The sequence below is a fragment of the Faecalimonas sp. LCP19S3_D12 genome (genome assembly GCF_052121495.1).
Taxonomy (GTDB): domain Bacteria; phylum Bacillota; class Clostridia; order Lachnospirales; family Lachnospiraceae; genus Faecalimonas.
The window spans coordinates 1-18,700 of sequence record NZ_JBQKED010000052.1; the positions used below are offsets into that span (position 1 = coordinate 1).

Annotated in this window: 14 protein-coding genes; 11 read left to right on the forward strand and 3 right to left on the reverse strand. The window is 40.5% G+C overall.

Annotated features, from left to right (window positions below; all coding sequences use genetic code 11):
- Nucleotides 1-94: 94 nt before the first annotated feature.
- Nucleotides 95-640 (reverse strand): CD3072 family TudS-related putative desulfidase, encoded by a 546-nt coding sequence (locus ACTQXY_RS13370; RefSeq protein ID WP_441659879.1) that lies wholly within the window; start codon nt 638-640, stop codon nt 95-97.
- 158 nt (nt 641-798) lie between these two features.
- Here ACTQXY_RS13370 and ACTQXY_RS13375 point away from each other — a divergent pair, with 158 nt between their 5' ends.
- The 4 genes from ACTQXY_RS13375 (at nt 799) to ACTQXY_RS13390 (ending at nt 6,111) form a co-directional block, all read left to right on the forward strand.
- Nucleotides 799-1,374 carry a CD3073 family putative ECF transporter S component gene (locus ACTQXY_RS13375; RefSeq protein ID WP_441659880.1) on the forward strand — a complete coding sequence of 192 codons (576 nt, stop codon included), beginning with the start codon at nt 799-801 and terminating at the stop codon, nt 1,372-1,374.
- 221 nt (nt 1,375-1,595) lie between these two features.
- Nucleotides 1,596-2,024, forward strand: coding sequence for a MarR family transcriptional regulator (locus tag ACTQXY_RS13380; protein WP_441659881.1), 429 nt, complete (start codon nt 1,596-1,598; stop codon nt 2,022-2,024).
- Between the two features lie 18 nt (nt 2,025-2,042).
- The gene (locus tag ACTQXY_RS13385; RefSeq protein ID WP_441659882.1) at nt 2,043-4,280 is read left to right on the forward strand and encodes an ABC transporter transmembrane domain-containing protein; all 2,238 of its coding nucleotides are present in this window, start codon (nt 2,043-2,045) and stop codon (nt 4,278-4,280) included.
- Complete coding sequence (locus ACTQXY_RS13390) at nt 4,273-6,111, forward strand: ABC transporter transmembrane domain-containing protein (RefSeq protein ID WP_441659883.1); 1,839 nt, start codon at nt 4,273-4,275, stop codon at nt 6,109-6,111. Before ACTQXY_RS13385 ends, ACTQXY_RS13390 begins: the two co-directional genes overlap by 8 nt.
- Nucleotides 6,112-6,162: 51 nt before the next feature.
- Here the strand turns inward: ACTQXY_RS13390 and ACTQXY_RS13395 are convergent, their stop codons facing one another.
- A complete protein-coding gene (locus ACTQXY_RS13395) occupies nt 6,163-7,641 on the reverse strand; it encodes a DUF1846 domain-containing protein (protein WP_441659884.1) in 1,479 nt (492 codons plus the stop codon).
- 193 nt (nt 7,642-7,834) lie between these two features.
- Between ACTQXY_RS13395 and ftsH the strand changes: the two genes are divergently transcribed.
- The 6 genes from ftsH (at nt 7,835) to ACTQXY_RS13425 (ending at nt 15,175) form a co-directional block, all read left to right on the forward strand.
- Nucleotides 7,835-9,844, forward strand: a complete 2,010-nt coding sequence (ftsH, locus tag ACTQXY_RS13400; protein ID WP_441659885.1) for an ATP-dependent zinc metalloprotease FtsH — start codon at nt 7,835-7,837, stop codon at nt 9,842-9,844.
- 140 nt (nt 9,845-9,984) lie between these two features.
- The gene (yedE, locus tag ACTQXY_RS13405) at nt 9,985-11,079 is read left to right on the forward strand and encodes a YedE family putative selenium transporter (RefSeq protein WP_441659886.1); all 1,095 of its coding nucleotides are present in this window, start codon (nt 9,985-9,987) and stop codon (nt 11,077-11,079) included.
- Nucleotides 11,080-11,112: 33 nt separating this feature from the next.
- Nucleotides 11,113-11,316: a sulfurtransferase TusA family protein gene (locus ACTQXY_RS13410; protein ID WP_441659887.1), complete on the forward strand. Its 204-nt coding sequence runs from the start codon at nt 11,113-11,115 to the stop codon at nt 11,314-11,316.
- A 103-nt stretch (nt 11,317-11,419) separates the two neighbouring features.
- The gene (uvrC, locus tag ACTQXY_RS13415) at nt 11,420-13,258 is read left to right on the forward strand and encodes an excinuclease ABC subunit UvrC (protein ID WP_441659888.1); all 1,839 of its coding nucleotides are present in this window, start codon (nt 11,420-11,422) and stop codon (nt 13,256-13,258) included.
- A gap of 47 nt (nt 13,259-13,305) precedes the next feature.
- Nucleotides 13,306-14,229 (forward strand): HPr(Ser) kinase/phosphatase, encoded by a 924-nt coding sequence (hprK, locus tag ACTQXY_RS13420; protein ID WP_071143410.1) that lies wholly within the window; start codon nt 13,306-13,308, stop codon nt 14,227-14,229.
- 13 nt (nt 14,230-14,242) lie between these two features.
- Nucleotides 14,243-15,175 carry an ROK family glucokinase gene (locus tag ACTQXY_RS13425; RefSeq protein ID WP_071143411.1) on the forward strand — a complete coding sequence of 311 codons (933 nt, stop codon included), beginning with the start codon at nt 14,243-14,245 and terminating at the stop codon, nt 15,173-15,175.
- Between the two features lie 44 nt (nt 15,176-15,219).
- Here ACTQXY_RS13425 and ACTQXY_RS13430 read toward each other — a convergent pair whose 3' ends face one another.
- Nucleotides 15,220-17,745, reverse strand: a complete 2,526-nt coding sequence (locus tag ACTQXY_RS13430; RefSeq protein ID WP_441659889.1) for a PBP1A family penicillin-binding protein — start codon at nt 17,743-17,745, stop codon at nt 15,220-15,222.
- Nucleotides 17,746-17,912: 167 nt separating this feature from the next.
- Here ACTQXY_RS13430 and ACTQXY_RS13435 point away from each other — a divergent pair, with 167 nt between their 5' ends.
- Entirely contained in the window at nt 17,913-18,569 is a 657-nt protein-coding gene (locus tag ACTQXY_RS13435) for a YigZ family protein (RefSeq protein WP_004613624.1), read from the forward strand.
- The last annotated feature ends 131 nt before the right edge of the window (nt 18,570-18,700 follow it).

The following is an 18,700-nucleotide window of genomic DNA, read 5'->3' on the forward strand; positions in this document are numbered from 1 at the left end:
AGATATTCATAAGTCTATTATGCAGGAAAAAGGAAGAAAAAGAAACCCCCTAACCCCTCAAGATTGAGGGGAAGGGGAGCTGAATAGGCGAAGCCTATTTTTTATTTGGGGGAAATGAAAATGTTTCAATAGAGAAAAAAGGAACGTTTAGGCAGCGCTCTTCTAACAGCTTTTGAAACACTTCCATGAAAATTCCAGAGTGTCTTACTTTTTTGAGCGTCTGGATAGATTCAGTTAAATCAGGAATGCTAGTTAATTCTCCACCCCAATCGCCGTCGTAGGTCGAATGAACACCGCAGCTCGGACTTCCGTCGATTCCAACGATTCCTAAGAGTTCAAAACGTTCTGGGGAAGAAAGATATTCTTCAATCTGCATGACAAATGGTTCAAGCATACGTTCTGTCTCTTTACGGAAAAAAGGAGTGTCGAACTGAGAGACAGCATGCCCCCAGCGATTACTGCCATAAAAAAGAAATTCAGGGCATGGGAGTTGGATGAGTTCAATGTCGCTGTCTAATATTTGTTTTAAGAAGGCTCTTTTGGAAATTCGTTCAGATTGTTGAGCTTCTAAATTTTGATGTTTTAATTTTGCCGCATCGTTCAAAAAACAATGGCTGACAAATAAAATTTTTTGTCTCATAAAATAAATCCTCCGCTTTATATTATAGATATTGTATCATTTTTTTTAAGACAAGGTTATAGAAAAATATAATATACATATAAAAATATTCAATTTTTCAAAAAGTTGATGTGTTGATAAAATAGTCTTAGATGTATTTAAAGGAGGAGAAAAGAGAGATGAACAAAGAAATTTCAGGGACAACAAGACTTGTCTTGTGTGGTCTCGCAATTGCACTGAATATAGTGCTTGGAATCGTGACGGCAGCATTGAAATTCCCATTTTATCTGGATGTGATGGGGACGATATTCATTGCAATTTATTTTGGACCGTGGTATGGAGCAGTTGTTGGAGCGTTGACTAATATTTTGACAAGCCTTTTTAGCGGTTCGTTTACCGGAATGCCATTTATGTTAGTGAGTATTGTAGTAGCGTTGATAGTTGGCTTTGTATTCCGTAAAGTGAAATTTAATTTTGTAACGGCGTTGATTGTTGGAATCCTTACAGGAATTGCAGCGCCGGTTGTGGGGACACCGATTGGGATTGCAGTATATGGAGGACTGACAGGTACGATATCTGATGTGGCGGTGATGTTCTTAAAACAGAGTGGAGCAGGTATTTTTGCGGCATCATTTATACCGAAGCTATTCAATAATCTGCTCGATAAAATAGGTTCTATTTTGATTGTATATTTGGTAGTGTTATCATTGCCGGGAAATTTAAAACCGAAATGTTTCGGTAAAAAGAAGAGATAGAAATTGAGGAAAATCAGAGAAAGTTTATAAAAGAAGAATAAATGCGCATTATCAGCAGGAGTGAGAAGTAGTCACTCCTGCTTTTATTAATTAGATATTTAATTAAATTTTGACGAAAAATATAAAAAAAATGTTAAATAGAAGGATTTTCATTGACATTTTTAGTGAATACTAATAATATAACGGTTAGACATCTAACTAATTTGGAAAGGAGAAGAAAGATGGAAAATTGTACGCAGTTATTGATTCACCAAGTATTGCATCTATATCTTCAAAGAAGCATACATTTACTGCGGGATTTGAAGATACATCCTGGACAGTGTGGAATGTTATGGGTACTGAACAAGCATGACGGAGTTTCCCAGAAGGAACTTGCAGAGAAAATGAGAATCACACCGCCATCTATTACGGTGATGATCCGTAAGATGGAAGCGGAAGAGCTGATTGAAAAGCATCAGGATGAGAAGGATCAAAGAATTGCTCGTATTTATATTACAGAAAAGGGAAGAAAAATCGCAGAGAATATGGATGATGCTTTGCATCAGCTTGAGAAAGAGGCATTTGCAAATATGAGCGAGCAGGAGATTATGCTGCTTCACAGATTGCTATTGCAAATGAAAGAGAACCTTATAAAAGGCGAGAAAGACTAGAAAGGGGAAGACAAAACGATGGGAAAATTATTTAAATTTTTAAAGCCACGTGCAGGTGCGGTGTTTGCAATTGTTGCAGTGCTGATCATTCAGGCATATTGTGATCTGTCATTGCCGGGATACACTTCTGATATTGTAAATGTTGGAATCCAACAGGGAGGAATTGATTCGGCAATTCCGGAACAGATTGCAAAAGAAGACATGGAAAAGTTATTGCTGTTTGTGTCTAAAGATGATCAGAAAATTGTGATGGATGCCTATACCTTAGATTCTAAGACATATAAAAAAGATGCTTATGTTCTGAAAGACGATATGTTGAAAGATGAAGATAAGGAAGAAAAATTAATTGATATCCTTGGAAAACCAATGCTGTTGGTATCTGGATTTGATTCAGATTCTGAGACGAGCAAAGAGATGAAACAGGCAATATTTGCGAATGTGCCTCAAGAGATGCTTACGGAGGATACAACGATATACGATGTACTTTCTATGATGCCGGAGGAACAGAGGCTGCAGATGACGAAGCAGTTAGATGAAAAGATGGAAGAGATGCCGGAGACGATGGTGGAACAGGCAGCCACAATATACATCAAATCTGCATATGAAAATCTGGGAATTGATATGGATAAAGTGCAGACAGATTATATGTTTGCAACTGGCGCAAAGATGATCGCACTTGCGTTTTTAGGAATGGCGGCAAGTGTGCTTGTAGGTCTTATGGCATCTAAGGTGGCGGCCGCTACCGGACGAGATTTGAGAAGTGGTGTGTTTAAGAAGGTAGTTGGGTTTTCGAATGGAGAGTTTGATAAATTCTCGACTGCGTCTTTGATCACCAGAAGCACGAATGATATTCAGCAAATTCAGATGTTGACGGTAATGATGCTGAGATTGGTGATCTATGCACCGATTCTTGGACTGGGTGGTGTGTTTAAAGTATTCCACACGAATGTATCGATGTCATGGATCATCGCACTGGCAGTAGCCCTGATCTTATGTGTTGTGCTTGTACTGTTTGTTGTGGCAATGCCGAAATTTAAGATGCTGCAGAATCTGGTCGACAAATTAAATCTGGTAACAAGAGAGATCTTGACAGGACTTTCTGTTATCCGTGCATTTAGCACAGAAAAACATGAAGAAGAACGATTTGATAAAGCGAACAAAGATTTGACAAGAACAAATCTATTTGTAAACAGAGCGATGACATTTATGATGCCAACTATGATGCTTATTATGAATGGAATTTCAGTGCTGATCGTGTGGAGCGGAGCACATGGAATTAATGACGGACAGATGCAGGTAGGAGATATGATGGCATTTATCCAGTACACAATGCAGATTATCATGGCATTCTTAATGATTTGTATGATTTCAATCATGCTCCCAAGAGCAGCTGTTTCCGCAACGCGTGTGGATGAGATCCTTACAAGCGAGACTTTGATTCATGATCCAAAAGAACCAAAACAGCTTCCAGAAGATGGAAAAGGTGTTGTGAAATTTGATCATGTGTCATTCCGATATCCGGGGGCAGAAGAAGATGTGCTGCACGATATTAATTTTGTGGCAAAACCAGGAGAGACTACAGCATTCATCGGAAGTACCGGAAGTGGAAAATCAACGTTGGTAAATCTGATTCCGAGATTTTATGATGTGACAGAAGGAAGTATCACAATCGATGGAGAGGATATCAGAAACATTACACAGCATGAATTGCGTGATCGTCTTGGGTATGTGCCGCAAAAAGGTGTGCTGTTCTCCGGAACGATTGAATCCAACATTTTATATGGAAATCCGGATGGTTCTGAAAATGAGATGAAAGAAGCGGCAGCAATTGCACAGGCAAGTGATTTCATCGAAGAAAAGAATAAAAAATATGAAAGCAGAATCGCACAGGGTGGTGCAAATGTATCAGGTGGACAGAAACAACGTCTGTCAATCGCGCGTGCCATAGCAAAACAGCCGGATGTGTTTATTTTTGATGACAGTTTTTCAGCATTGGATTATAAGACAGATGTGGCACTTCGAAAGGCTTTGAAGGAGCATACAACAGACAGTGTCGTCCTGATTGTAGCACAGCGAATCAGTACAATTTTGCATGCAGAGCAGATTATTGTATTAGATGAAGGAAAAGTAGTAGGAAAAGGAACGCATGAAGAACTTCTGAAAACTTGTGAAGTATATCAGCAGATCGCAATGTCTCAGTTATCAGAAGAAGAACTTGCAGGAAAACTCGGAAAGGAGGAGAAGAGTCATGAGTAAAAGACAGGGAGGCCCTATGGGCGGAGGTCCACACGGCGGAATGGGAGCCGGAGAAAAGGCAAAAGATTTCAAAGGAACAATTAAGAAATTGATGAAATATCTTTCCGAATATAAAATTGGATTGATTTTTGTTCTCCTTTTTGCAATCGGAAGTACGATTTTTAATATCGCAGGACCCAAAATTTTGGGAAAAGCGACAACAGAGATTTTTACAGGACTTGTGGGAAAAGTATCCGGAGGCTCCGGAATTGATTTTGAAAAAATCGCACATATTTTGATTTTCCTGATGTGCCTGTATGTAACAAGTGCAATATTTTCATTCATTCAGGGCTATATTATGACAGGTGTGTCACAGAAGCTGACGTATCGCTTTCGAAAAGAGATTTCAGAGAAAATCAATCGTATGCCGATGAATTATTTTGACACAAGGACACATGGAGAAGTACTGTCACGAGTGACAAATGATATTGATACACTAAGCCAGAGTTTGAACCAAAGTGCAACTCAGATCATTACTTCTTTTACGACAATTATCGGTGTCTTGATCATGATGATGAGCATCAGTCCGCTGATGACCCTTGTGGCACTTTTGATCCTTCCGATTTCACTTGGATTGATTTCGACAATCGTAAAGCGATCACAGAGACATTTTAAAAACCAGCAGGAATATCTGGGACATGTGAATGGTCAGGTAGAAGAAGTTTATGGCGGGCATAATATTGTAAAGGCATTTAATAAGGAAACAGATGTCATCAAAGAGTTTGATGAGACAAATGAGATCCTGTATCAGTCAGCATGGAAATCACAGTTTTTCTCAGGGATGATGATGCCGATCATGCAGTTTGTAGGAAATCTTGGATATGTTGCAGTTGCAATCTTAGGAGGATACCTTGCAATTAAGAAAACAATTGAAGTCGGAGATATCCAGTCTTTTATCCAGTATGTAAGAAACTTTACACAACCAATTACGCAGGTAGCTCAGGTTGCCAATATGCTGCAGTCGACAGCAGCCGCTTCGGAAAGAGTGTTTGAATTCCTGGAAGAAGAGGAGGAAGATCAATTTGCGCAAAATCCAGTGTCAGTAGAGGGACTGGAAGGAAATGTGGAGTTTGATCATGTTCAGTTTGGATATAATGCGGATAAGATTATTATCAATGATTTTTCAGCGAAGGTAAAACAGGGACAGAAAATTGCGATTGTTGGACCGACCGGAGCAGGAAAAACGACGATGATCAAATTACTGATGCGTTTCTATGACGTAAACAGCGGTGCGATTCTGATTGACGGACATAACCTGAAAGATTTCAATCGAGGTGAACTTCGTCAGATGTTTGGAATGGTTCTTCAGGACACATGGTTATTCCATGGAAGTATCAAGGAAAATATCCGGTATGGAAAATTGGATGCGACAGACGAGGAAGTTATTGAGGCAGCAAAAGCGGCTCATGTACATCGATTTGTGCAGACTCTTCCGAACGGCTATGATATGGAACTGAATGAGGAGGCAAGCAATGTTTCTCAGGGACAGAAGCAGCTTTTGACGATTGCCAGAGCGATTCTTGCAGATCCGAAGATTTTGATTTTGGATGAGGCGACCAGTTCGGTAGATACGCGAACTGAAGTGCGGATTCAAAAAGCAATGGATAACCTCATGCGAGGAAGAACAAGTTTTATCATTGCGCACAGATTGTCTACGATTCGTGATGCGGATCTGATTCTTGTGATGAAAGACGGTGATATTATCGAACAGGGAAATCACGAGGAATTGCTGAAACAAAATGGATTTTATGCAGAACTTTATAATTCACAGTTTGAAAAAACGAGTGCATAAAAAAGAAGACGAGGGAAATGTTAGATTTCTCTCGTCTTGCTTTTTATAAAATTAGTGATAAATTCGTTTGTTTTCATACTTTGCTTCTGAAGTGAGTTGAACATTCAAACGTTTAAATTGCTTGATGTCCACAGAAGAAAGCATCACAGAAGTGTGAGCCTGACATCCACTTAACTTAGGAATCTGTTCCAAAGCAAGTTTTGCGTTGGCATCTGTAGCAGCACAGATAGAAAGCGCAATCAGAATTTCATCTGTGTGAAGTCTTGGGTTGATGCTTCCAAGGTATTCTGTCTTTAACTTTTGAATCGGTTCAATGACACTTGGTGAAATCAAGTGTAATTCGTCATTCAATCCGGCAAGGTTTTTTAGGGCATTCAGAAGCAGTGCTGAGGATGCACCGAGAAGGCAGGAAGTCTTTCCGGTGATAATCTGTCCGTTTGGAAGTTCCATAGCAGCAGCAGGACCATTCGTTTCTTCGGCACGTTTGAGCGCGGCATCCACCACTTTTCGGTCTTCCACTGTGATATGAGCCTGTTTCATCAGAAGTTCAATCTTGAATGCTTCCTCCTCCTGTGCAGTTCCTTCTGCCAATCCATTTAATGCAGCGTAATAACGGCGGATAATTTCCTGATTGGAAGCTTCGCGGCAAGCGTCATCATCACAGATGCAATTTCCAGCCATGTTAACGCCCATATCTGTTGGAGACTTATAAGGATTTTCTCCGTAAATTCGTTCGAAAATAGCATCTAGAACTGGGAAAATCTCAACGTCACGATTATAGTTGACCGTTGTGACGCCGTAGGCATCCAAGTGGAACGGGTCGATCATGTTCACATCATTTAAATCAGCTGTTGCAGCCTCATAAGCAAGGTTCACAGGATGCTTTAGCGGAATATTCCAGATTGGGAACGTCTCAAATTTTGCATATCCGGCGCGGATTCCTCTCTTATGCTCGTGATACAACTGTGAAAGGCAAGTTGCCATCTTACCGCTTCCAGGACCAGGTGCAGTGATGATGACAAGTGGTCTGGATGTCTCAATATAATCATTCTTTCCATAACCTTCATCACTTACGATCAGCGGAATGTTAGATGGATATCCTTCGATGGAGTAGTGTGTATACACTTTGATTCCAAGTTTTTCCAAACGAGCTTTGAATAAATTCGCACTTCCCTGACCGGAATATTGTGTGATTACGACACTTCCGACAAACAATCCTTTTTCTTTAAAAGAGTCCATCAGTCTCAAGACATCTGAATCGTATGTGATTCCAAGGTCTCCGCGGACTTTATTCTTTTCAATATCTCCGGCACTGATTACAATTACGATCTCTGCCTGATCTGAAAGCTGCATCAATAATCTGAGTTTGCTGTCAGGAGCAAATCCAGGTAATACGCGGGCAGCATGATAATCGTCAAATAATTTTCCGCCAAACTCTAAATAAAGTTTGTTATCAAAGTGGTTAATTCGCTCTCGAATATGTTCGGACTGCATTTTTAAATATTTTTCATTATCAAATCCAATTTTCATAAGTAATCCATCCCTCTATTAAAAGTTTTTCCTACATTGTTCAATAGCATAATAAATGCACTAGGATAGTATACTACAAAATAGATTATTTTACAAAAGTTTTAGAAAAGTATTTGTGTATTTCACAATGTTTTTATTGATTTATAGAAAAGCAGTATTTATAATAAAGTAGATAGAGATTAGGAGGACAAAGATGGATAATAACCAGAACAATAATAAAAATCCTAAGAACAATAAGCAGAATTGGAGTATTATTATTATTACAACTTTAGTAACTGCGTTTTTAGTATTAGGACTATACTCATTTATGCAAAAAACGACATCAAAGGAGATAAGTTACAGTGAATTCCTAAAGATGCTCGACGATAAGAAAATTGAAGAGGTCGTATTTGATACGAATCAGTTAATCATCACCCCGAAGGTAGAAAAGAAAAATGGGCTTCCACAGGTGAAAGTCACCTATTATACTGGTTACACTGGAAGTATGGAAGACAGTAAATTGGTCGATCGTCTCGAAAAGGCGGATGTGCGATTTGGGGAGAAGATTCCGGATTCTACTAGTGCTATTTTGCTGAATATATTTGTGACATTGATTCTTCCGTTTGCATTGATTTTTGTCGTTTTGAATTATCTGATGAAAAAGATGGCAAAAGGCGGCGGAATGATGGGTGTCGGAAAGAGTAATGCCAAGATGTATGTGGAGAAGCAGACAGGGGTTACATTTAAAGATGTTGCCGGGCAGGATGAAGCAAAAGAATCTCTTCAGGAAGTTGTGGATTTCTTGCACAATCCGGGAAAATATACAGGAATTGGAGCCAAGCTTCCAAAAGGTGCACTATTGGTAGGACCTCCGGGAACAGGTAAGACATTGCTTGCAAAAGCGGTAGCGGGAGAAGCAAAAGTACCGTTTTTCTCATTGTCTGGTTCGGCATTTGTAGAGATGTACGTCGGGGTTGGTGCATCGAGAGTGCGAGATCTGTTCAAGCAGGCACAATCGATGGCGCCATGTATCATTTTTATTGATGAGATTGATGCAATCGGAAAAAGCCGTGACAACAGTATGGGAAGTAATGATGAGCGTGAACAGACGCTGAATCAGTTACTTGCGGAGATGGATGGTTTTGATACAGATAAGGGGCTTCTTCTTCTTGCGGCAACGAACAGACCCGAGATTTTGGATCCAGCACTTTTGAGGCCGGGACGTTTTGACAGAAGAATTATCGTGGACAAACCGGATTTAAAAGGACGTATTGATGTATTAAAAGTACATGCAAAAGATGTAAAGATGGATGAGACCGTAGATTTGGAGGCAATTGCACTTGCGACTTCAGGCGCAGTTGGTTCGGATCTTGCGAATATGATCAATGAGGCTGCAATCAATGCAGTTAAAAATGGACGTAACGTCGTATCACAGTCAGATTTATTTGAAGCGGTGGAAGTGGTACTTGTTGGTAAAGAGAAGAAGGATCGCATTATGAATGCGGAAGAAAGAAGAATTGTCTCTTACCACGAGGTCGGTCATGCACTTGTAAGCGCCCTGCAAAAAGATTCTGAGCCGGTGCAGAAGATTACTATTGTCCCAAGAACAATGGGAGCGCTTGGTTATGTTATGCACACGCCGGAAGAAGAAAAATTCTTGAATACGAAGAAAGAGTTGGAAGCGATGATTGTTGGTATGCTCGGCGGACGTGCTGCAGAAGAGATTGTATTCGATACGGTGACGACAGGTGCATCGAATGATATTGAGAAGGCGACAAAAATGGCGAGAGCGATGATTACCCAATATGGTATGTCAGAGCGGTTCGGATTGATGGGATTGGAATCTATCCAGAACAGATATCTGGATGGTCGTGCCGTACTGAACTGTGGTGAGGCAACAGCAGCAGAGATCGATCAGGAAGTTATGAAGATGTTAAAGGCAGCTTATGAAGAGGCAAAACGTCTTCTGACCGAGAATAGAGAAGCGTTAGATAAGATTGCTGCATTCTTGATTGAGAAAGAGACAATCACAGGGAAAGAATTCATGAAGATTTTCCATGAAGTACAAGGTATTGAAGTGGAAGAGGAAGAGACTTCAAAAGAAGATGTTTTAAAAGAAGACGTTTTAAAAGAAGAGACGGTACAAGAGGAAAAGAAAGAAGCGATAGCAGTTGTAGAAGAAAGTGAATTTGCAGAAGCAGCACAAGAGCATAATGAAGAGTAGAACTGAGGTGGATTTCCACCTCATTTTCTGTTGCATATTTATAGAGATTCCCTATGAGCATTATAAGATAAAGCAATTAGACCATAAATTACCAATATGCTACAATTTTGATATGAGAACAAAGGAAGGGGGATTTGAAAATGAATTTTTCAGATTCAAAGAAAAAATTAGCATTGGCCGGTGCGTTGTGTGGTGTGATTGCAGCAGTGCTAGCCTATTTTGGTAATCCGGCAAATATGGCAATCTGTGTTGCCTGTTTTATTCGAGACACAGCAGGTGCATTGAAGATGCATCAGGCAGCGGTTGTGCAGTATGTAAGACCTGAGATTATCGGGATTGTGGTGGGTGCATTTGTGATTTCAGCAGCTACAAAAGAATATCGTTCTACAGCAGGCTCATCTCCGATGACACGATTTGTACTTGGAATCGTTATCATGATTGGGTCATTGGTATTTTTAGGATGTCCGCTTAGAATGGTACTTCGTATGTCGGCAGGTGATTTGAATGCATATGTGGCATTGATTGGATTTATACTTGGAATTGCAACGGGTATTGTTGCATTGAAAAAAGGTTTCAGTCTTGGAAGAGCACATGAGACGAACAAGATGAGCGGAGCAGTGCTGCCGGTACTTATGGTGGGAATTTTGATTCTTGCAGTCGGAACAACGCTTCTGGCATCCAGCACAGAAGGGCCGGGAAGTAAACATGCGCCGATTGCAATTGCATTGATTGGAGGATTATTATTTGGTGCATTTGCTCAAAAGTCAAGAATGTGTTTTGCAGGAAGTATTCGAGATGTCATTCTTATGAAAAATTTTGATCTGTTATCGGTGATTGGTGGCTTATTTGTTGTAATGTTAATTTATAATATCGCAACAGGAAATTTTATTTTAGGTTTTGACACACCTGGAATTATCGCACACTCAGAACATTTATGGAATATTCTGGGAATGTATACGGTGGGTTTTGCAGCAACTTTGGCGGGGGGATGTCCGCTTCGTCAGCTTGTACTTGCAGGACAGGGATCTTCTGATGCAGGAATGACTGTAATCGGAATGTTTGTAGGAGCAGCTCTTTGCCACAATCTGGGACTTGCTTCAAGCGGAACAGCAGCAGACGCAGAAGGTGTTATTACAGCTGGAGCAGCAACACCTGCAGGAAAAGTGGCATGTATCATTTGTATTGTCGTATTATTTATCATTGCATTTGTGGGCAATAAAAGAAAAACAGCGTAGATATCTTGGAAAAGAGAAAGAAGGAAATGAAATATGTATGAAATAGATGCAAGAGGATTGTCTTGTCCGGAGCCGCTGATGCTGACTGCGGAGGCATTAAAGAAACAGAAAGGGCAGATAAAAGTTTTGGTGAGTGAGCCACACCAGAGAACGAATGTAGAGAAATTTGCCAAAGATCATGGGAAAAAGGTAAGTACAAAAGAAGTAGGCTCGGAATTTGAGATTGTGATAGGTTAGTTTAAAAGAAAGCGGGTTTTATTGAGGGTACAGGAAATGCAGCGTTTCCTGTACCCTTAATCTATGCTATAATGGAAAAAACGAAAAAAGATGGAGTAAAAAGATGTTTGACATAGAAGAAGAATTGAAAAAACTTCCGGCAAAACCGGGGGTATATCTGATGCATGATGAAAAAGACCACATTATCTATGTGGGAAAAGCAATCAGTTTGAAGAATCGGGTACGTCAGTATTTTCAGACAAGCAGAAACAAAGGGGCAAAGATTGAGCAGATGGTGACTCATATACGTCGTTTTGAGTATATTGTGACAGATTCGGAATTGGAAGCACTTGTACTGGAATGTAATTTGATCAAAGAGCACCGCCCAAAGTATAACACAATGTTGATGGATGACAAAGGGTACCCCTTTATTAAGGTGACGGTGAACGAACCATTTCCGCGTATTATGATGGCGAGGACGATGAAAAAGGACAAAGCAAAATATTTTGGCCCTTATACAAGTGCCGGGGCAGTGAAAGATACGATTGAGCTGATTCGAAAGCTTTATCATATCAGAAGCTGCAATCGAAATCTTCCAAAAGATATCGGAAAAGACCGACCGTGTCTGAACTATCATATCAAGCAGTGCAAAGCACCTTGTCAGGGATATATTTCGGAAGAACAGTATCGGGAATCCATCCATGAGGTGATTCGGTTTTTAAATGGACATTATGATGTGATTTTAAAAGATTTGGAAGAAAAAATGTTAGAAGCTTCTGAGAAGATGGAGTTTGAAAAAGCGATCGAATACCGGGAATTACTTGGAAGTGTAAAGAAGATCGCACAGAAACAAAAGATTACAGATAGCAGTGGGGAAGATCGGGATATTCTTGCAGTGGCAAAAGATGCAGAGGATGCGGTCGTACAAATCTTTTTTATCCGAGGAGGAAGACTGATTGGACGAGATCATTTCTTTTTGCGGAATTCTTCGGAAGAATCGAAGGGGCAGATCCTTGAGAGCTTTATCAAACAGTTCTATGCCGGCACACCGTTTATTCCGGCGGAATTGATGATTCAGGAAGAGCTTGAAGAGCGCGAGATATTAGAAGAGTGGCTATCAAAGAAGCGTGAGCACCGTGTGCATATCCGTGTACCGAAAAAAGGAGAAAAGGAAAAGTTGGTGGAGCTTGCGAGAAAGAATGCTGCGTTAGTTTTAAACACGGATAAGGAAAGACTGAAAAGGGAAGAAGGACGAACAATCGGGGCAGTAAAAGAGATTGAAAAGCTTTTAGATTTGAGTGGTATTGTGCGTATGGAGGCATTTGATATATCGAATACAAATGGATTTGCATCGGTAGGCTCTATGGTTGTATACGAAAAAGGAAAGCCAAAGAGAAATGATTACCGAAAATTTAAAATCAAAGGCGTTCAGGGAGCAGATGACTATGCCAGTATGGAGGAAGTTCTGACAAGGCGTTTTGAGCATGGTCTGAAAGAACGCCAAGATGGGAAAGAGCTTGGAAGTTTTCATGTGTTCCCAGACTTGATCATGATGGATGGGGGAAAAGGTCAGGTAAATGTCGCACTTGCAGTGCTTGACAAATTACATCTGCAGATTCCGGTGTGTGGTATGGTGAAAGATGATAACCACCGTACGAGAGGACTTTACTATAATAATATTGAGATCCCAATTGACCGGAATTCAGAAGGGTTTAAGCTGATCACGAGAATACAGGATGAGGCGCACAGATTTGCGATTGAGTTTCACAGGAAGCTTAGAAGTCAGGGACAGGTGCATTCGATTTTGGATGATATTCCTGGAATCGGGCAGGCAAGGAGAAAAGCGTTGATGAAGCATTTTATGAATCTTGATGCGATCAAGAACGCAAGTGTAGAGGAATTAAAAAATTTACCTTCTATGAATGAAAAGTCTGCAAAGGACGTATACAACTTTTTTCATTAATGTTATACTAGAAAAAGAGTAATAAAAAGTAGGAAAGGAAGAGAAACATGTCAGGAGTAAAAATGAGTGAGATGGTGGAAAAGATGAATTTGAAAAATCTGACACCAGATATTGATATGACAGAAAAATGTCTTACAGTGCCGGATATCAACCGTCCGGCTTTGCAGTTGACGGGATACTTTGATCACTTTGATTCAGAGCGTGTGCAGGTAATCGGATATGTCGAATATACTTATTTGCAGACACTGCCGATAGAACAGAAAAAGAAGATATACAAACAGCTTTTATCTTATAAAATTCCTTGCCTTGTGTTTACAACAGAGATTTTCCCGGATGAGGAGTTGTTAAAGCAGGCAAATGAGACTGATACCCCTGTATTCTCCACAGAGCAGAAGACATCACCGTTTCAGGCTGAGTTGATTCGCTGGCTGAATGTGGAATTGGCGCCTTGTATTTCTATCCACGGTGTTTTAGTGGATGTGTACGGTGTTGGCGTTCTTATTATGGGGGAAAGCGGTATCGGCAAGAGTGAAGCAGCGCTGGAATTAATAAAAAGAGGACATCGTCTTGTTACAGATGACGTAGTCGAGATCAGAAGAGTCAGTGATGATACACTCGTCGGCTCGGCGCCTGATATTACGAAACATTTAATTGAACTTCGTGGTATCGGTATTGTGGATGTGAAGACGCTATTTGGTGTACAAAGTGTAAGGGAGACACAGGCGATCGATCTTGTGATTACACTGGAAGACTGGAACAAAGAAAAAGAATATGACAGACTTGGGCTGGAAGAAGAATACACGGAATTTTTGGGAAATAAAGTTGTGTGCCATTCGATTCCGATTCGTCCGGGACGTAACCTTGCCATTATCGTAGAATCTGCTTCTGTTAACCACAGACAGAAACAGATGGGTTACAATGCAGCACAGGAATTATACAGACGTGTACAGGAAAGTTTGACAAGAAAGTAGGAGAAAAAGAAAGATGAATTATTGTTTTGGAGTAGATATTGGTGGAACAACTATAAAAATGGGAATTTTTAAATTCGATGGAGAGAGTGTGGACAAGTGGGAGATCAAAACGAGAACAGAGAACAAGGGCTCAGCAATTCTCCCTGATGTAGCATATTCTGTTGCAGAGAAATTAAAAGAGCATGCAATTCCGAAAGAAGCTGTTTTAGGAATTGGTGTGGGAGTACCGGCACCGGTATCAGAAGATGGAATTGTCAATGGTACAGCAAACCTTGGATGGGAATATAAAGAGGTAAAACATGAGCTTGAGGAATTGACAGGAATCAAAGTAAAAGTTGGCAATGATGCGAATGTGGCAGCACTCGGTGAGATGTGGAAAGGCGGCGGTCTCGGACAGAAAAATATTGTGATGGTGACACTTGGGACAGGTGTTGGCGGTGGAATTATCATTGACGGTCAGATTTTGACAGGTGCCGGTGGCGCCGGTGGAGAGATTGGACACATCTGTGTGAATTATGAAGAGACAGAGCAATGTGGATGTGGAAATCGTGGATGTCTGGAGCAATATGCATCTGCGACAGGGATTGTGCGTCTTGCAAAGAAAAAATTGGAGGCAGGTGCAGCAGATACAGTATTAAATGCAGAGAATGTGACAGCAAAAGATGTGTTTGACGCGGTGAAAGCAGGAGATCAGGTCGCAATGGAAATTGCAGAAGAATTCGGACGATATCTGGGATATGCGCTGGCAAACATTGCAGCATTGGTAGATCCGGCGGCGATTGTAATCGGAGGCGGTGTATCGAAAGCAGGAGAGATTCTTTTGGACTATGTAGAAAAAGCATATGAGGAAAGAGTGTTCTTTGCAAATAAAAGAGTAAGATTTGCATTGGCACAGCTTGGAAATGATGCAGGTATCTTCGGGGCGGCAAAGATGGTATTAAAATAAGAATTATAAGAAATAAGACATTGCAGAATGCAATGTCTTATTTTTTATGGGGTGGGTGGAACTGGAGGAGTGGCACTGTCGCCATTACCATTGCTATTACTATCGGTGTTGTCTTCTTCATTCGTATTTCCATCAGTATTGCTATTGTCGGATGGTGGATTAGTTGTTCCACTACTATTATTTGTAGCATTGTCAGTTCCTTCAGAGGAATCGGAAGGATTCTCGTTTTCAGCAGGTTTTTGGACTACGTGTCCAGGACAGCTCTGAGTAGGGGCGGTTCCTGGTGCGAAGTATTCTGTATAGGCTGTGCAGGCATCGCTGCTTGCAAGTTTTCCAGTCTGTGTACAGATTGTCTTCTTCTCAATAGAAGTAGGCATTTTAAAGTCTTTGTATTCATATCCTTCATGAATTCGTTCCATAACCTTTTTCCAAATCTTCATATGGAAACTTTGACTTAGACCTTCCATTGGTTTATTGTCATCATAACCTGTCCATACAGAAGCAGTTAAATATGGTGTGTAGGCTGATAACCAAAGATCCACACTGTCGGTTGTTGTACCAGTTTTTCCGGCAACCGGCATGTTAGACATTCTGGCAGCAGTACCTGTACCATGTGTGATAACACCTTCCATAGCATTTGTGAGTAATGCTGCAGTTGTCTCTTTAAGTGCAGCATGTGTTTTTGGTGTTTTTTCAAACAGCAGATTTCCATCATGGTCATAAATTTTTGTGTAAAGAACAGGCTCTGTATAAACCCCTCCATTTGCGATTGCTGCGTAGGCAGCAGTCATCTCGATGTTATAGACACCTTTTGAGATACCACCAAGGCAGGCAGCCTGTACAATATCATTTTTGGAATCCAAAGTAGTCAGGTTAAAGTTTTCAGTCAGATATTTGAATCCAAGTGCAGGTGTGATCTCTGTAAATTTCTTCACCGTACATACGTTGGCTGACTGTTCAATACATTCTCGAATAGTCATATTGCCTTTATAATTGCTTCCCCACCAGTTTTTTACCTCACGACCATTTGAGTAAGAAAATGGAGAATCCTCGATTACAGTTGCAAGTGTATCGCCATGCACATCCAATGCAGGGGCATATGTGGATAAAATCTTAAAGCAAGAACCAGGCTGTTTATAAGATTGTGTAGCACGGTTCAGACTCCGGCTCTCTGTCTTTTCCCCACGTCCTCCAACCATTGCTTTGACGTGTCCGGTATATTGATCCATGACAACAATAGAAGCCTGCGGTTGAGGAGAAAGTTTTATACGTTTATCTACAGTATCGCCTTCGGAGGTGATTGCGGCGATATATTCTTCCACTTTTGCATTCGCCTGCTCCTGTGTAGATTGTGTCAGACAATATTTGTCACCGGTTGTATCATAGAGATAATTACGCATTGTATTGTGGTCGTAATTATCTTGTGTACCATCAGGATGAGTAACAGTGATTGCACAACTGATTCCCCATTCAATATTGGATGGGTAATTGCTGTCATTGCTGAGTTCTTCCTCACAAATTTGCTGCATTTTCGTATTTTGTGTGGTGACAATGCTAAGTCCGCCACTGTATACGGCGTTGTAAGCTTGTGTCTCAGTATAACCCATCTCATTGACAAGATCTTCAATCACTTGATCTGCCACAGCATCTATAAAATAAGAACTGACAGAACTATTGTCTTCATATTGGGCGTTAGTTGCTTGGATACGCTCATACACTGGATCGGCAATCGCATCATCATATTGAGTTTGATCAATATAACCCTGTTCTTTCATATCACTGAGAACCTTTTCTCGACGTTCTGCATTTTTATCCGGGTTTGTCACAGGATTATATTTTCCTGGATTCTGTGTGATTGCGGCAATCGTTGCAGATTCTGATAAAGTCAGTTCACTGACATCTTTTCCAAAATAACGTTTCGAAGCAGCCTGTACACCAAGGGTATTTTGTCCAAGGTTAATTGTATTCAGATAATTCTCGAGAATTTCATCTTTTGTCATCTGCTTTTCAATTTCCAGAGCCAGATATTGCTCCTGAAGTTTACGTTCTACACGGTCCAAGAACGTTTCTTCATTTACGAAATTAGGAAAAACATTGTTCTTTATAAGCTGTTGGGTCAGTGTGCTTGCACCTTCCGAAAAGTGTCCAGACGTAATACCTTTTAAACCAGCTCTTACGATACCTTTTAAATCAATCCCATTATGCTCATAAAAACGAGAGTCTTCAATTGCAACAAATGCATTCTGCAGATCTTTTGGAATCTCGTCAATTGATTTATAGACACGGTTAGCACCGGCATCTACGAAAGTATCAAGAACGGTTGTTCCATCATCTGCAAGAGCTTGCGTAGTAAATTTAGAAGGTTTCACATCTTCCGGGGTGATATCTGGAGCATCATCAATCATCTTTTTGATGAAAAGTCCGCCGCCCGCGATACATAGTATAATCGCGACAAGACAGGTAAGCAGCATGGCTTTGAAAAGACGAACCCCAGCTCGTTTTTTCTTCATAGCAGCTTTTGAAGTAACATTCTTCTGCTGTTTTGAAGCTTTCTTTTTTCCATAATTCATGAATATTGCCTCCTTTATTCGAAGTTCATTATAGCAAAGATATAGTTTTAAATAAAGCTAAATTTGAAAAGTTCACATTTCGCTAGGAAAAACTTAAGAAAATATTGTGGAAATACCCGCTTTCCTGATATAGTGTTATACAGAAAGAAAAATGAAAAGGTGATGTCATGCTAGAAAAATATAAAACAGTATATCAAGGTGGGGAAGGGGAGACCGTTGAAAAAAAATCAAGATTCATTGCGACGGTCATACCGGTAAAGACAGAAGAAGAGGCGATTGCGTTTATCGAAAGTATGAAGAAAAAGTATTGGAATGCAACGCACAATTGCTCTGCCTATGTAATTGGTGAGCAGTTTCAAATTCAAAGATGCAGTGATGACGGAGAGCCAAGTGGTACAGCAGGAAAACCAATGTTAGATGTTCTGCTTGGCGAGGAAATTCATGACACAGCAGTTGTTGTGACAAGATACTTTGGAGGAACACTTCTTGGAACAGGCGGACTTGTGAGAGCTTATTCCGGCTCGGTACAGGCGGGACTTTCCGCTAGTAAGATTATTACCAAATTGCACGGGTATAAACTTCGGATACAGACAGATTATACAGGACTTGGAAAAATACAGTATATTTTGGGGCAGAGAGGACTGTCGGTACTTGATTCTGTGTACACTGATCAGGTGGAACTGACTGCGTTAATTCCGGCGGAGGAGCTCAAAACAGTGCGAAATGAGATTACAGAAGGCACGAATGGAAAAGCTGTTATGGAGATAGAAGAGGAGTGCTACTTTGCGGAGATAGACGGGGAAATGAAGACTTTTAAAGATTGAAAAAGAGGTGCACCAGCACCTCTTTCTTATATAATAGGAAATTCCGATTTTTGTTGGAACAATGAATGAAAATAGCCCGCACAAAGTCGGGCATGAGAACAAGATGACGCTCGTTAGAAGATATAAAAACC